The sequence below is a fragment of the Streptomyces sp. NBC_01176 genome (genome assembly GCF_045039825.1).
Classification (GTDB): Bacteria; Actinomycetota; Actinomycetes; order Streptomycetales; family Streptomycetaceae; genus Streptomyces.
The window spans coordinates 4126072-4140391 of sequence record NZ_CP108600.1; the positions used below are offsets into that span (position 1 = coordinate 4126072).

The 14320-nt window shown below is 70.9% G+C and carries 12 protein-coding genes and 1 pseudogene; 10 read left to right on the top strand and 3 right to left on the bottom strand.

Translation table 11 applies throughout. The features are described from left to right. Positions 1–9: 9 nt before the first annotated feature. From sdhA to OG199_RS17660, 7 genes and pseudogenes are all read left to right on the top strand, one after another. Positions 10–1764 carry a succinate dehydrogenase flavoprotein subunit gene (sdhA, locus tag OG199_RS17630; protein WP_356797262.1) on the top strand — a complete coding sequence of 585 codons (1755 nt, stop codon included), beginning with the start codon at positions 10–12 and terminating at the stop codon, positions 1762–1764. Continuing rightward, positions 1764–2543, top strand: a complete 780-nt coding sequence (locus OG199_RS17635) for a succinate dehydrogenase iron-sulfur subunit (RefSeq protein WP_356797264.1) — start codon at positions 1764–1766, stop codon at positions 2541–2543. Before sdhA ends, OG199_RS17635 begins: the two co-directional genes overlap by 1 nt. A gap of 259 nt (positions 2544–2802) precedes the next feature. Further along, positions 2803–3213, top strand: coding sequence for a VOC family protein (locus tag OG199_RS17640; protein WP_266700964.1), 411 nt, complete (start codon positions 2803–2805; stop codon positions 3211–3213). Positions 3214–3339: 126 nt separating this feature from the next. After that, positions 3340–3747: a hypothetical protein gene (locus tag OG199_RS17645; protein ID WP_401805602.1), complete on the top strand. Its 408-nt coding sequence runs from the start codon at positions 3340–3342 to the stop codon at positions 3745–3747. Positions 3748–3752: 5 nt separating this feature from the next. Then, positions 3753–4262 (top strand): DCC1-like thiol-disulfide oxidoreductase family protein, encoded by a 510-nt coding sequence (locus OG199_RS17650; protein WP_356797269.1) that lies wholly within the window; start codon positions 3753–3755, stop codon positions 4260–4262. A gap of 10 nt (positions 4263–4272) precedes the next feature. Continuing rightward, positions 4273–5040 carry a TetR/AcrR family transcriptional regulator gene (locus tag OG199_RS17655; protein ID WP_401805600.1) on the top strand — a complete coding sequence of 256 codons (768 nt, stop codon included), beginning with the start codon at positions 4273–4275 and terminating at the stop codon, positions 5038–5040. A 53-nt stretch (positions 5041–5093) separates the two neighbouring features. After that, positions 5094–5538: pseudogene (locus tag OG199_RS17660) on the top strand (Uma2 family endonuclease); the annotation flags it as partial. Here OG199_RS17660 and OG199_RS17665 read toward each other — a convergent pair. After that, positions 5531–7951 carry an MMPL family transporter gene (locus tag OG199_RS17665; RefSeq protein WP_356797356.1) on the bottom strand — a complete coding sequence of 807 codons (2421 nt, stop codon included), beginning with the start codon at positions 7949–7951 and terminating at the stop codon, positions 5531–5533. The pseudogene OG199_RS17660 and the gene OG199_RS17665 overlap by 8 nt on opposite strands. A 162-nt stretch (positions 7952–8113) precedes the next feature. Here OG199_RS17665 and OG199_RS17670 point away from each other — a divergent pair, with 162 nt between their 5' ends. From OG199_RS17670 to OG199_RS17680, 3 genes are all read left to right on the top strand, one after another. Continuing rightward, positions 8114–8803 carry a response regulator transcription factor gene (locus OG199_RS17670; RefSeq protein WP_356797271.1) on the top strand — a complete coding sequence of 230 codons (690 nt, stop codon included), beginning with the start codon at positions 8114–8116 and terminating at the stop codon, positions 8801–8803. Next, positions 8800–10269 carry a sensor histidine kinase gene (locus tag OG199_RS17675; protein ID WP_405830230.1) on the top strand — a complete coding sequence of 490 codons (1470 nt, stop codon included), beginning with the start codon at positions 8800–8802 and terminating at the stop codon, positions 10267–10269. The genes OG199_RS17670 and OG199_RS17675 overlap by 4 nt, the downstream gene beginning before the upstream one ends. Before the next feature lie 155 nt (positions 10270–10424). Continuing rightward, entirely contained in the window at positions 10425–12680 is a 2256-nt protein-coding gene (locus OG199_RS17680; protein WP_405830231.1) for a sulfatase-like hydrolase/transferase, read from the top strand. Positions 12681–12705: 25 nt separating this feature from the next. On the opposite strand, the gene OG199_RS17685 is transcribed toward OG199_RS17680, so the two are convergent. Together OG199_RS17685 and OG199_RS17690 are read right to left on the bottom strand one after the other, a co-directional pair. Beyond that, the gene (locus OG199_RS17685) at positions 12706–14049 is read right to left on the bottom strand and encodes a metallophosphoesterase (RefSeq protein WP_405830233.1); all 1344 of its coding nucleotides are present in this window, start codon (positions 14047–14049) and stop codon (positions 12706–12708) included. A 19-nt stretch (positions 14050–14068) separates the two neighbouring features. Beyond that, positions 14069–14311, bottom strand: a complete 243-nt coding sequence (locus OG199_RS17690) for an SCO4848 family membrane protein (RefSeq protein ID WP_261994617.1) — start codon at positions 14309–14311, stop codon at positions 14069–14071. Positions 14312–14320 lie beyond the last annotated feature (9 nt).

Genomic DNA, 14320 nt, shown 5'->3' on the forward strand with positions numbered 1-14320 from the left:
AACCGACTCATGCAGATCCACAAGTACGACACCGTCATCGTCGGCGCCGGCGGCGCCGGCATGCGCGCCGCCATCGAGGCGACGAAGCGCAGCCGCACCGCCGTGCTGACGAAGCTCTACCCCACCCGCTCCCACACGGGCGCGGCGCAGGGCGGCATGGCCGCCGCGCTGGCCAATGTGGAGGAGGACAACTGGGAGTGGCACACCTTCGACACCGTCAAGGGCGGTGACTACCTGGTCGACCAGGACGCCGCCGAGATCCTGGCGAAGGAGGCCATCGACTCGGTCCTCGACCTGGAGAAGATGGGCCTGCCGTTCAACCGGACGCCCGAGGGCCGGATCGACCAGCGCCGTTTCGGCGGTCACTCCCGCAACCACGGTGAGGCCCCGGTCCGCCGGTCCTGCTACGCCGCGGACCGCACCGGCCACATGATCCTCCAGACGCTGTACCAGAACTGCGTCAAGGAGGGCGTGGAGTTCTTCAACGAGTTCTACGTGCTCGACCAGCTCATCACCGAGGTCGACGGCGTCAAGAGGTCCGCGGGTGTCGTCGCCTACGAACTCGCGACCGGTGAGATCCACGTCTTCCAGGCGAAGGCCGTGATCTACGCGTCCGGCGGCACCGGCAAGTTCTTCAAGGTGACGTCCAACGCGCACACCCTGACGGGTGACGGGCAGGCGGCGGTCTACCGTCGCGGACTGCCGCTGGAGGACATGGAGTTCTTCCAGTTCCACCCGACCGGCATCTGGCGCATGGGCATCCTGCTGACGGAGGGCGCCCGCGGTGAGGGCGGCATCCTCCGCAACAAGGACGGCGAGCGCTTCATGGAGAAGTACGCGCCGGTCATGAAGGACCTCGCGTCCCGTGACGTCGTGTCCCGCTCCATCTACACGGAGATCCGTGAGGGCCGCGGCTGCGGTCCCGAGGGCGACCACGTCTACCTCGACCTCACCCACCTCCCGCCGGAGCAGCTCGACGCGAAGCTCCCCGACATCACCGAGTTCGCGCGTACCTACCTCGGTATCGAGCCCTACACGGACCCGATCCCGATCCAGCCCACCGCGCACTACGCGATGGGCGGCATCCCGACGAACGTCGAGGGTGAGGTGCTGAGCGACAACACCACGGTCGTCCCGGGCCTGTACGCGGCCGGCGAGGTCGCCTGCGTGTCCGTGCACGGCGCCAACCGGCTCGGCACGAACTCGCTCCTGGACATCAACGTGTTCGGGCGCCGCGCGGGCATCGCCGCGGCCGAGTACTCGGCGAAGGCCGCATTCGTCGAGCTGCCCGACAACCCGGCCTCGCAGGTCGTCGCGCAGGTCGAGCGCCTGCGCGACTCCACGGGCACGGAGCGGGTCGCGACGCTCCGCCTCGAGCTGCAGGAGTGCATGGACGCCAACGTGATGGTGTTCCGCACCGAGCAGACGATCAAGACGGCGGTCGAGAAGATCGCGGAGCTGCGCGAGCGCTACAAGAACGTCGCGATCCAGGACAAGGGCAAGCGGTTCAACACGGACCTCCTCGAGGCCATCGAGCTGGGCAACCTGCTCGACCTGGCCGAGGTCATGGCCGTCTCCGCGCTCGCCCGCAAGGAGTCCCGCGGCGGTCACTACCGCGAGGACTACCCGAACCGCGACGACGTCAACTTCATGCGCCACACCATGGCGTACCGCGAGGTCGGCGACGACGGCACCGAGTCCATCCGTCTCGACTACAAGCCGGTCGTCCAGACCCGCTACCAGCCGATGGAGCGTAAGTACTGATGGCTACCCCGACTCTCGACAAGGCGGACAGCGCCGGCCAGCCCGAGGCGGGCTTCGCCGACTCGCCGTACATCACCGCCACGTTCCGCATCCGCCGCTTCAACCCCGAGGTCTCGGCGGACGCGGTCTGGGAAGACTTCCAGCTGGAGATCGACCCGAAGGAGCGCGTCCTCGACGCGCTGCACAAGATCAAGTGGGACCAGGACGGCACGCTCACCTTCCGCCGCTCCTGCGCGCACGGCATCTGCGGTTCGGACGCCATGCGGATCAACGGCAAGAACCGCCTTGCCTGCAAGACGCTGATCAAGGACATCAACCCGGAGAAGCCGATCACGGTCGAGGCCATCAAGGGCCTGACGGTCCTGAAGGACCTCGTGGTCGACATGGACCCGTTCTTCCAGGCGTACCGCGACGTGATGCCCTTCCTCATCACGAAGGACACCAACGAGCCGACGCGCGAGCGTCTGCAGAGCGCCGAGGACCGCGAGCGCTTCGACGACACCACCAAGTGCATCCTCTGCGCGGCGTGCACGTCGTCCTGCCCGGTGTTCTGGAACGACGGCCAGTACTTCGGCCCGGCCGCGATCGTGAACGCGCACCGCTTCATCTTCGACAGCCGTGACGAAGCGGGCGAGCAGCGCCTGGAGATCCTCAACGACAAGGACGGCGTGTGGCGTTGCCGCACCACGTTCAACTGCACGGACGCCTGCCCGCGCGGTATCGAGGTCACGAAGGCGATCCAGGAGGTCAAGCGCGCGCTGATCACGCGTCGCTTCTGATCCGCTTCCGGTCCGTTTCTGGTCCGCTTCCGGTCCGTTTCCGGTCCGCTTCCGGTCCTTCCGGGCGGCCTCCTCGGCCGTACGGCGCCTTTGGCCCCGTTCCCCTTGTGGGAGCGGGGCCTTCGCCGTTGCCGGACCGTGCTGTCCGGCCTTCGGGGCGATATCCGCCCAGCCGGCCGTCAGCCGCTCCTCGGCCCAATGAGTGACCCCCACGGTCAGCCCCCGCGGGCGAAGGCGGACGAACACCTAATCTGACGGCATGTCAGATGACGTGTCACATGAGCTGCTCGGCCTCGACAACGTACTGCTGCCGGTGGGTGACCTCGGCGCGGCGGTGAGCTTCTACGAACGGGCCGGGTTCCCGGTGGCGTTCCGGCTCGACGAGGCCGGGATCGCCCTGCTGAAGGTGGGCAAGGAGACTCCGGGGCTGCTGCTGCGCCTGGAGGACGGACTCGGCCCGCGGCCGCCGGTATGGGCCCCGGCACGGGTGTGGCTGGAGGTCCGGGACGCGCGGGCCACGGCCGACGCGCTGACCGCGGCCGGCATCCGGCCACTCGCTCCCGTGTTCCCGGTCGCCACCGGCAGGACCGTCGAGATCGCCGACCCCTGGGGCAACGTCATCGGCTTCACGGACTACACCAAGCGTCCCGAACTCGCCCGCCGCCCTTAGGGCCTGCCGCACCCGACGCCGCACGTGACGCCGGGCACACCCCCACCCCTGACTTGAACATGTTCAAAAGCAGGTCTACATTCCTACTCGACAGCGTTTTGAACGCGTTCAAGAAGGGGTGGGGGCATGGACCTCACGGTCGTCGCGTACGTCATCTATCTGCTGGTCAGCATCGCGCTGACGGTCTGGGTGGCGCGCACGCTGAGCCACAACGGGCGGATCTTCCTCTCCGACGTTCTGCACGGGAACGAGAATCTCGCCGAAGCCGTCAACCACCTGCTGGTGGTGGGCTTCTACCTGGTCAACCTGGGCTTCGTCGCGCTCTATCTGAACGGGGACGACGAGATCGAGAACGCCCGCGGGGTCTTCGAGGCCCTGTCGACCAAGCTCGGCGTCGTCCTGCTCGTGCTCGGGGTCATGCACCTCGGCAACGTGTACGTGCTCAACAGGATCCGGCGGCGGGGCGTGATGGAGCGGGAGCAGCTGCCGCCCGTCGGGCCGACGGACTGGGTCGCGCCCTCGGCCGGGGTGTGACCCCGGTGGCCGCCTCCTCGGGCACCCGGGACCGGGACGCCGCGCGCGTCCCGGTCCGCGGGCTCACCGTTCTCTACGACGCGCGGTGCTCGCTGTGCGCCTTCCTGCACGACTGGCTGGCGCGCCAGCCCCAGCTGGTTCCGCTGCGGCTGGTGCCGGCCGCCTCCGACGAGGCCCGGGGGCTCTTCCCCGCGCTCGACCACCGGGCCACCCTCGACGAGATCACCGTCGTGGGCGACGCCGGTCAGGTCTACCAGGGGGCCGCCGCCTGGGTCGTCTGCCTGTGGGCGCTGCGCGAGTACCGGGCGCTCGCGCACCGGCTCAGCACCCCGGCGGGTGCCCTGCTGGCGAGGGGCGCGATGCTCGCGGCCGCGAAGTGGCGCGAGGGGCACCGCCGGGCCGAGGGCTGGGGCGGGGACGTCTACCGGCGGAGCGAAGGATGGGTGTACGAGCCGACCGTCGGATGGCTGTACAACCCTCCCGGCTGTGACGGCGGCACCTGTTCGACTCGTTAGGCTCATGACCGTGCCAGCACCGACAGACGCCCCCGGCCCCGGCCCCGGCAACGGCCCCCAGGGCCCGGACAGGGGCCCCGCCAAGAGCGAGCAGACCCGAGCCCTGATCCTGGAAACGGCTCTTCGGCTGTTCCAGGAACGGGGGTACGACAAGACGACCATGCGGGCCATCGCCAAGGAGGCCGGGGTCTCGGTCGGCAACGCGTACTACTACTTCGCCGGCAAGGAGCACCTGATCCAGGGCTTCTACGACCGGATCGCCGCCGAGCACCGGGTGGCGGTCCGGCCGGTCCTGGAACGCGAGAAGGATCTGGAGGCGCGGATCGCGGGCGTGTTGAAGACGTGGCTGGACGTGGCGGAGCCGTACCACGAGTTCGCGGCGCAGTTCTTCAAGAACGCCGCCGATCCCGACAGCCCGCTCAGCCCCTTCTCGCCCGAGTCGGCGGGACCGCGCGAGGAGTCCATCGCCCTGCACCGGAAGGTGCTCGCGGGGTCGAAGGCGAAGGTCCCCGAGGAGCTGCGGGACGCCCTGCCCGAGCTGATGTGGCTGTCCCAGATGGGGCTCGTCCTCTACTGGGTCTTCGACCGCACGGAGGGACGCGAGCGCAGCTACCGGCTCGCCGAGCGCGGCGCCCGGCTCACCACCCGGGGTGTCTCACTGGCCCGCTTCCGGGTGCTGCGACCGCTCGTCCACGAGGTGCACGAGCTGTTCACGGACTTCCTGCCGGGGATGACGAGGCTGCTCCCCGATCCGGCGGCCAAGGGGCGGACCGAGTGATCACCATCGGGTGAAGCGGCGCGAACCGGACACCGGGGACCCGCCCGCTCCAGTTGAGGCGCCCGTTCTTCACCGCCGGACTAGACGGCGGCGAGACCGAGGTGCTCGAAGGAGTCGGTCTCTGGCTCCCGACCGGTTCGGAGGACTACGCGGTAGCCGATCTCGTTGTCGTCGACGCCGACATCGAGGCCACCTCGTCGAGAACAACTGCTACGACCCGGCCTGCTTCCGCTCGGTCCTCGAGGTCACCTCCGGCGAGTACCAGACCGACCTCCGCACCAAAGTCGCGCCGTACGCCGAGCGAGGATCCCGGTCCATGTGATCGTCGACCGCAGACACCAGCGTCTCCACGTGCTGACCGAGCCCCTCGGGGACGAGGACGCGAGTCACCGCGTCCACGCCCCCGGGGAGCTCGCCGTGCTGCCCGACTCGCTCGGCGCCAAGGTCGCCCTGGACGTCGACGAGATCCTGAAGGCCGGCCGGCCCACGGCTAGTTGACCGCGTCCACCTCGTCCTCCGTCAACTCCACGTCGTGCACCAGTGGTTCGCCGCCCACGAGCACGTGACCGGCACGGGCCGCGTACGAGGGTGCCGTCGCCGCCAGGAGGTAGGTCCCCGGGGCCGGCACCGAGACGATGTACGAGCCGTCGGCCAGTGACGTCACCCGGTCCAGCTGGCGCCCGCCCTTGGAGAGCAGCGTCACGACCGCCCCGTCGAGGGGTTCGCCCGTCGCGTCGCGGACGAAGCCGTGGACGGCCGTCGCTCCGCGTCCCTGCGCGGGCACCGGCACCGGCACCGGCTCCGCCTCCTCCGCCGGTTCCACCGCCAGGTGCGGCAGCCGCTTGTCGAGCCCGGCCGGCAGCCACCAGTTGGAGTTGCCGAGCAGATGCATCGCGGCCGGCACCAGCGCCGTACGGAGGATGAACGCGTCGAGCGCGACCGCCGCCGCCAGGCCGACGCCCGCCATCGCCGCCCCCGAGTCGCCGCTCAGGACGAAGGCCAGGAAGACACAGACCATGATCAGGGCGGCCGAGTTGATGACCCGGCTGGTCTCCGCGAGACCGACCCGGACCGCGCGCGCGTTGTCGCGGGTGTGCACCCACTCCTCGTGCATCCGGCTCACCAGGAACACCTGGTAGTCCATCGAGAGGCCGAAGAGCAGCGAGAGCATGATGACGGGCAGGAAGGCGTTGATCGGCCCCTGTTTGCCGAGGCCCAGCAGGTCCAGGCCCCAGCCCCACTGGAAGATCGCGACGAGGACGCCGAAGGACGCGGCGGCCGCGATGAGGTTCATCACGGCGGCCGTCAGCGGCACCACCAGGGAACGGAAGGCGACCATCAGGAGCAGGAAGCCGAGGCCGATGATGGTGGCGATGAAGAGCGGGAGGCGGTCGCCGGTCACGGACGAGAAGTCCTTGGAGATCGCCGTCACACCGCCCACGTGGGCCTGGACGCCCGCGTCCGGGATCGCCTTGTCGCGCAGGGCGTCGATGAGCCGGTCCGTCTTCTCGGACTGCGGTGAGGTGGTCGGCACGACCTGGATCACCGTGACGCCCCCGGCGGGCGGCAGCGCGGCGACGCGGGCGACACCGTCGGTCGCGCGGATGTTCCGTACGAGCGCGTCCGTGTCACCGCCGGACGAGACCACCTGCAGCGGACCGTTGAAGCCGGGCCCGAAGCCCTCCGCGAGCAGGTCGTACGCCTTCCTCGTCGTCGTGGTCGCGTCGTCGTTGCCCTGGTCGGTGGCACCGAGCCGCAGGGACAGCACGGGCAGCGCGAGGACGGCCATGACCACCACGGCCATCGCGGCGATCGTGCGCGGGCGCTTCTGGACGCCCGCCGACCAGCGCGCGGCCAGGCCGCTCGCGGACTCCGGCTCCCGCCCTCCCTCGGCGGCCAGCCTGCGCCGCTGACGGCGGCTGAGCACCCGCGGGCCGAGGAAGCCGAGCAGCGCGGGCAGCAGCGTGACCGCCGCGAGCACGCTGAACACGACCGTCAGCGAGGTCCCGATGACCACACCGTCCAGGAAGCGCAGGTTGGTCACGAGCATCCCGGCGAGCGCGATGCACACCGTGCCGCCTGCGAACAGCACCGCCCGCCCCGAGGTGTTGAGCGCCGTGACCGCCGACTCCTCGGGGTCCGCGCCGCGCAGGATGCCGCGCCGGTGGCGGGTGACGATGAACAGCGCGTAGTCAATGCCGACGCCGAGTCCGATCAGGGTGGCGAGCAGCGGAGCCAGGTCGGGCACGTCCGTGACATGGCTGATCAGCTGGGTGGAGAACAGTCCGGTGCCCACGCCGAAGATGGCGATGCCGATCGGGAGCAGCATCGCGAACAGCGACCCGAAGGCGAGGAAGAGGACGACGGCCGCGGCCAGGATGCCGACCATCTCGGCGAGCCCGGTGGGCGGTTCCTGGACCCGCTGGATCGCCTGGCCGCCCAGGTCCACCCGCAGACCGGCGCGTTCGGCGCCCTGCGCCGTGTCCACGACGCTCTGCACCAGTTCCTTGGGGACGGCGTTGGCCTGCTCGGCGAAGGTGACCTGGGCGTAGGCGATCCGCCCGTCCTCGCTGATCTGCGCCGCGCCCTGCGCGCCCGTGTAGGGGCTGGTGACGCCGCCGACGCCCTTCATCCCGCCGATCTTCTCCAGCGCCGGCTCGATCCGGGCGCGTACGGCCTGGTCCCGGACCGTGCCCCCGTCGACCTTCCACACCACCGTGTCGGTGTCGCCCGCGCGGTCCGGGAAGGCCTTCTCCATCAGGTCGTACGCGCGCTTGGAATCCGTGTCGGGCAGGGAGAACACGTTCGCGTAGTCCGTGCCCGCGGTGGACGCCGCGGCCCCCAGTCCGAGCAGCGCCCCCACCCACAACAACAGGACCACCAGCCGGTGCCGATAGCACCACCGTGCCAATGTCGCCACGCTCAACGCTCCTTAGTCGGTCGGTCGGTCCCCCAGGTCCTGGAAGAACCATCGACCGGCGTGCCCGCGCGATGAACGACCCGCCCATGACTCTCAAGGAACTCCAAGACGGGAGCCGCCCCCGGGCGGGACGGGCGTGCGGATACTGGGGGCATGACCGCTCATGAGGGGGCCACCGTCCTCGTCGTCGAGGACGAACCGAGCATCGCGGACGTCCTGGCCATCGCCCTGCGCTACCACCGTTTCGAGGTCATGACCGCGGGCACCGTCCGCCGGGCGCTCACGCTGGCCGAGCGCACCCGGCCCGACGCGGCCCTGCTCGACGTGATGCTGCCGGACGGCGACGGCCGGGCCCTCGGCCGTGAACTGCGGATACGGCAGCCCGATCTGGCGGTCGTCTTCCTCACCGCCCGGGACGCGCCCGCGGAGATCGTGGGCGCGCTCGGCTTCGGTGACGACTACATCACCAAGCCGTTCAACATCGACGAGGTCGTCGCCCGTATCACCGCCGTGCTGCGCCGCACCCGCCCCGCCGACGTCCTGCCGCAGCGCCCGCCGCTGCGCTACGGCGAACTGGAACTGGACGAGACGACGTACTCCGTGCACCGTGGCGAGCGGACCGTGGAACTCACCCCGACCGAGTACGCGCTGCTGCGCTTCCTGGTGCGCAACGGCGGCCGGATCGTGCCCAAGGAGCAACTCCTGCGGCACGTGTGGCAGTACGAGCACTCGGCCGAGTCGACCGTCGTGGAGACCTACATCAGCTATCTGCGGCGCAAGCTCGAACCACTCGGACCGCCGGTCATCCAGACCCGGCGGGGTGTCGGGTACGGGCTCGCATGAAGGTCCCGGATCGCATCCTCGCGGCGCGGGCGGGCATCCGGCGTCCCCGCCGCCATCACGGGATCCACTCGCTGCGCGGCAAGCTGACGCTCGCCAACGTGGCGCTGCTGGCGCTGGGCATCATCGTGGCGACCGCCGTCAGTCTGATGGGCATGCGGCACTACCTGCTCGACCAGGTCGACGCGGAGCTGGTCAAGACGCGTGACTCGCTGACCGGTTCGCAGCTCACGCTGCACCAGATCGACTCACTGACCGCGCTGTCCTTCGTCCGCAACCACCTGACCCCCCGCTCGGACAGCTCCCCGCAGCCGGATTCGATCTTCGCGGCGGTGGACGGCCGGGGGCAGCCGCTCAGTATCGGCGGGTTCAAGCCGACCGGCACCCAGCGCGCGCTGGTCGCCGCGGTGGACGACCCGCGCGCCCTCGTCCGTGACAGGGCGCTGCACGACATCACCGTGCACGGCGCCGCCTACCGGGCGACCGGGGCGCGGCTCGCCGACGGCACCTACGTGCTGCTCGCCACCTCCACCGACGCGCTGGAAAAGGGCATAGCCAAGGCCCTGCGGCTCGATCTCGCCGTGGGGACCCTGCTGTTGGCGCTGCTCGCGGTGCTGACCATGCTCAGCGTCAGCCGACGGCTGCGGCCGCTGGAGGACATGGTGGAGACCTCGTCGGCGATCGCCGAGGGGGATCTGACGCGCCGCGTGCCCTCCAGCCACCATCCGACCCAGGAGGTCGAGCAGCTGCGGCTCGCCCTCAACTCCATGCTCCAGCAGGTGGAATCGGCCTACCGGACGCGTGAGCGCAGCGCCGCCCAGCTGCGGCGGTTCGTCGGGGACGCCTCGCACGAGCTGCGCACCCCGCTGTCCGCGATCCGCGGGTACCTCCAGCTGTACGACAAGGGCATGCTGAGCGAGCCGGCCGAGCGGCGGCGGGCCTGGGACCGGATGAACGCCGAGGCCGACCGGATGGGACGGCTGGTGGACGAGCTGCTCACCCTCGCCCGCCTCGACCAGCGGCCCGAGCTGCGGTTCAGGAACGTCGACCTGAGCCGGCTCGTACGGGACGCCGCCGAGGATCTGCGCGCCCAGCAGCCGGCCCGGCCGGTGACCGTGGGCGCCGACGGCACCCTGCTGGTGCACGCCGACGAATCGGGGCTGCGGCAGGTCCTGGGCAATCTGGTGGCCAACGTCCGCACGCACACGCCCGCCGAGGTGCCGGTGCGGCTCGGTCTGGAGCGCGCGGACGGGGTCGTACGGCTGTGTGTCGCGGACCAGGGGCCGGGGCTGGCCGAGGAGGACGCGGCGCGCATCTTCGACCGGTTCTTCCGGGCGGGCGGCGGTGCGGGGAGCGGACTGGGGATGGCGATCGTGCAGGGGGTGGTGACGGCTCACGGGGGTGAGGTGGCGGTACGGACGGCGCCGGGCGAGGGGCTCGCCGTGACCGTGACGCTGCCTGCGCGCTGACCTGCTTGAACATATGCGGTGTTGCCCTTGAACATAAGCAGACCTGGGGGATTGAACAGCGTCCGCCGTGGTGCCGTACAGAGAAGCAGGCGGCCCGGCCCCTTCGGCCCGGTCCGCCGCGCCATCACCGGGCTTCGCACGGAAGGACCTTCGGGTTGTCGTTCAACACGAGCTCTCGACAGCTGCCGGACACGGACGAGACGCCCGACGAGGCGCGCCCGCGGGAGATCCGGACGCCGGACGATGCGGCCGAGCGGACGCCGGACGCGCCCGCCGCGCCGAAGACCCCTCGGACCGCTGCCCGCGCGAAGGCTGCCGGCCCCACGGAGACCGCCACCCCCGCCGAAGCCGACGCGCCGGGCGACTCCTCCGCGGCCACCGAACCCGCCGAGTCCCCCGAGCCCGCGAAGGCCACCGCGGCCACCGACTCGGCCGAGGGCGCGAAGGCCACCTCGGCCACCGGCTCCCCCGAGGGCGCCGCGTCCGCCGAAGCGGACCAACCCACCGGCTCCCCCGAGGGCGCCACGACTGCCGAAGCGGACCAGCCCAACGGCTCCCCCGAGGGTGCCGACACCGCCGCCTCCGCCGACTCCCCGGAGTCCGCGGGAGGGGCCGAACCCGCGGAAGGGGTCAGGGCCGCCGAAGGGGCCGAACCGGCCGGGTCCGCGGAACCCGTCGCGTCCGCCGACTCCGCCGACTCCGCCACGCCCGCCGAGCCCGGAGACGAGGTCGCCCCCGGGCCGGTGCCGGTCAAAGGGCGGTGGCGCGGGTGGCGGGCGAGGTACCCGGTCGCCGCGCGGGCCCTGACCTGGACCACCACCGGTCTCGCCGCCGTGCTCGTGCTGTTCGCGTTGCTCATGCCGAACAGCAGCGCCGGTTTCCGGCCCGGCGAGTTCGTGCGCATCCCGGTGGAAGCGGTCTTCGGCGCCGCCGTGCTGATCGTCCTGCCCCGCAGGCCCCGGGTGGTGGTGGCGGCGGTCGGCGGCCTGGTCCTGGGCGTGCTGACGATCCTGAACCTCCTCGACATCGGCTTCAACGAGTACCTCGGGCGGGGATTCAACCTCGTCCTCGACTGGTCGCTGTTCGCCGACGCGCGGGCCTATCTCCAGGACACGATGGGCAAGCAGGCCACGCTCGGCATCGTGGTCGCCCTCGTGCTGTTCGTGATCGTCCTGCTCGCCGTCATGTCGCTGGCGGTCGTCCGGCTCGCCGGCCTGATGTCCCGGCACACCGTGACGGCCACCCGCTCGACCCTGGTGCTGGGCACCGTATGGATCGCCTGCGCGGCGCTCGGCGTGCAGTTCACCGGCGTGCCGGTCGCCTCCGACCGCACGGCCAAGTCCGTCGAGGACCGCACCAAGCGGGTGCAGGCGACCCTGCGGGACGAGGCGGCGTTCGCCAAGTTCGCCAAGAAGGACGCCTTCGCCAACACCCCGCCGGACCAGCTCCTCACGGACCTGCGCGGCAAGGACATGATGATCACCTTCATCGAGAGCTACGGCCGCAGCGCGATCGAGGACCCGGTCATGGCGCCGGGGGTGGACGCGACTCTCACCGCGGAGAACCAGAAGCTGGTCAAGGCCGGGTTCGCGGCGAAGAGCGGCTGGCTGACCTCGGCGACGTACGGCGGAAGCAGCTGGCTGGGCCACTCGACGTTCCTGTCGGGCCTGTGGATCAGCAACCAGCAGCGGTACCGCACCGTCACCGCGGGCGAGCACCTGACCCTCACCAAGGCCTTCAAGAAGTCGGGCGGCTGGGACACCGTCGGTGTGATGCCCGGCGTCCAGAAGGCCTGGCCGGAGTCCAAGTTCTACGGCCTCGACAAGGTGTACGACTCCCACAAGCTCGACTACAAGGGCCCGAAGTTCAGCTGGTCGACGATGCCCGACCAGTACGCCCTGACCGCGTTCGAACGCCTGGTGCACGGCAAGAAGCACGACAAGCCGCTGATGTCGGAGATCATCCTGACCTCCAGCCACCAGCCCTGGGCACCGATCCCCCAGCTGGTCCCGCAGGACCAGGTCGGTGACGGCTCGATCTACAACGCCATCGAGAAGGCCGGCAAGAAGCCCGCCGACATCATCACCGACTCCGCGAAGTCGAAGCAGGAGTACGGCAAGTCCATCCAGTACTCGGTGTCGAGCCTGATCAACTACCTGGTGAAGTACGGCAACAAGAACACCGTGCTGATCTTCCTCGGCGACCACCAGCCCATCGCCCGGGTCAGCGGCAACCACGCCAGCCGTGACGTGCCGGTCTCGATCGTCGCCAAGGACCCGAAGGTCCTCGACAAGATCGCCGACTGGGGGTGGACGGACGGTCTCCAGCCCGAGCACAACGCCCCGGTCTGGAAGATGAGCTCCTTCCGCGACCGCTTCATGACGGCGTACGGCTCGACTCCGGCGCCGTGAGTCACCCGGTGCCGGACCGCCGCCCTCAGGCCTGCCGGGAGGCCAGTTCCACGATCGTGATGTCCGACGGCGCGCCCACCCGGGTCGGCGGTCCCCAGGCCCCCGCGCCCCGGGAGACGTACAACTGCGTGTCGCCGTACCGTTCGAGGCCCGCGACGGTGGGGTTGGCGAGTTCGGCGACGTAGTTCCCGGGCCAGAGCTGGCCGCCGTGGGTGTGCCCGGAGAGCTGGAGGTCGACACCGTGGCGTACGGCGTCGTGGATCTGGACCGGCTGGTGCGCGAGCAGCACCACGGCCCGCGCGGTGTCCCGGCCGTCCAGCGCCCTCGCGAAGTCGGGTCCCTGTCCCTCGCTCTCGCCCGCCACGTCGTTGACGCCGGCGAGGTCGAACCCGGCCAGTTCCGTCCGCGCGTTCTCCAGCGGACGCAGCCCCAGTTCGCGTACTTCCGCGACCCACTGCGCGGCGCCCGAGTAGTACTCGTGGTTGCCGGTGACGAAGTACGAGCCGTGCCGTGCCCGCAGGCCCGCGAGCGGCGCGGCGGCCGGTCCCAGGTTCTTCACGCTGCCGTCGACCAGGTCCCCGACCACCGCGATCAGGTCGGGCTGCGTCGCGTTGATCGTGTCGACGACCCGCCGGCAGAAGTCCCGGCCCAGGACCGGCCCGAGGTGGATGTCGCTGACGACGGCGATCCGGAAGCCGTGCGCGGACCGCGGCAGTCTGGCCAGCGGTACGGTCACCCGCTTCACACGAGGCCCGCGCAGGACGCCGTAGGTGCCGTACCCGACGGTTCCCACGGCGACGGCGGCGGCGGTCCCGCCCACGGCCCGTGAGACGAAGAGCCGCCGCGAGGGTCCCGTCGCGACGCCGTCCGCACCCGCCGCCCCCTGCGAAGGTGCGTCGGGCCGTCCGGCCGCGGCGGCCGGCGCGTCGGCACCGGCTTCCCGCGCGGCGACCGGGACCTCCGGCTCCGCGGCCGAGCGGGGAGCGACGCCGGGTCCCGTCGCCGCCGCCACGACGAAGCGCGGCGCCCCCGGCCCGTCGTCGGCGGTCCGCCGCCGCACGAGCCGCGCCACCAGGGGCCGTACGGCCTCCCCCGCCACCACCGCGAGCAACAGGTAGAGGGCCAGCGCCATCCACAGGAAGCCGGGCCAGGCCAGCGTCCGCTGGAGCCAGAAGGGCGCGCCCCCGCGCTCGGCGGCGACCGCGCCGACCATCAGGACGGGGCCGGCGACGAAGACCACGGTGCCCGCGCGGCGCGCGAGCCCCGGACCGGTCGTCGTGTCGCGCACCAGACGGCGCCAGAGGTACCGGTGCAGGCCCGCGAACGCGGTCAGGACCGCCAGGCCCACCAGCAGAAAGACGATGACCACGACCCGGTGTCCCCCGTCGCTATGACGTCTGTCGCAAGGCGCGCAGCCCGCGGAACCCGATGGCCCCGACGACCGTCCCCAGAACAAAGGAGACTACGGCGAGCGTCAGGTGCACCCAGAAGTACGCCGTCGGATCCCCCGCGTCGTCGAACGCGAGCCCGCTGCCGTCCTTCCACAGGTTCTTGACGAAAGTGATCCAGATGATCCAGCTCCACACCCCGAAGGCGAGCAGGAACCAGGAGACGGGGCGGCTGAGCTTCATGGGTCCAGT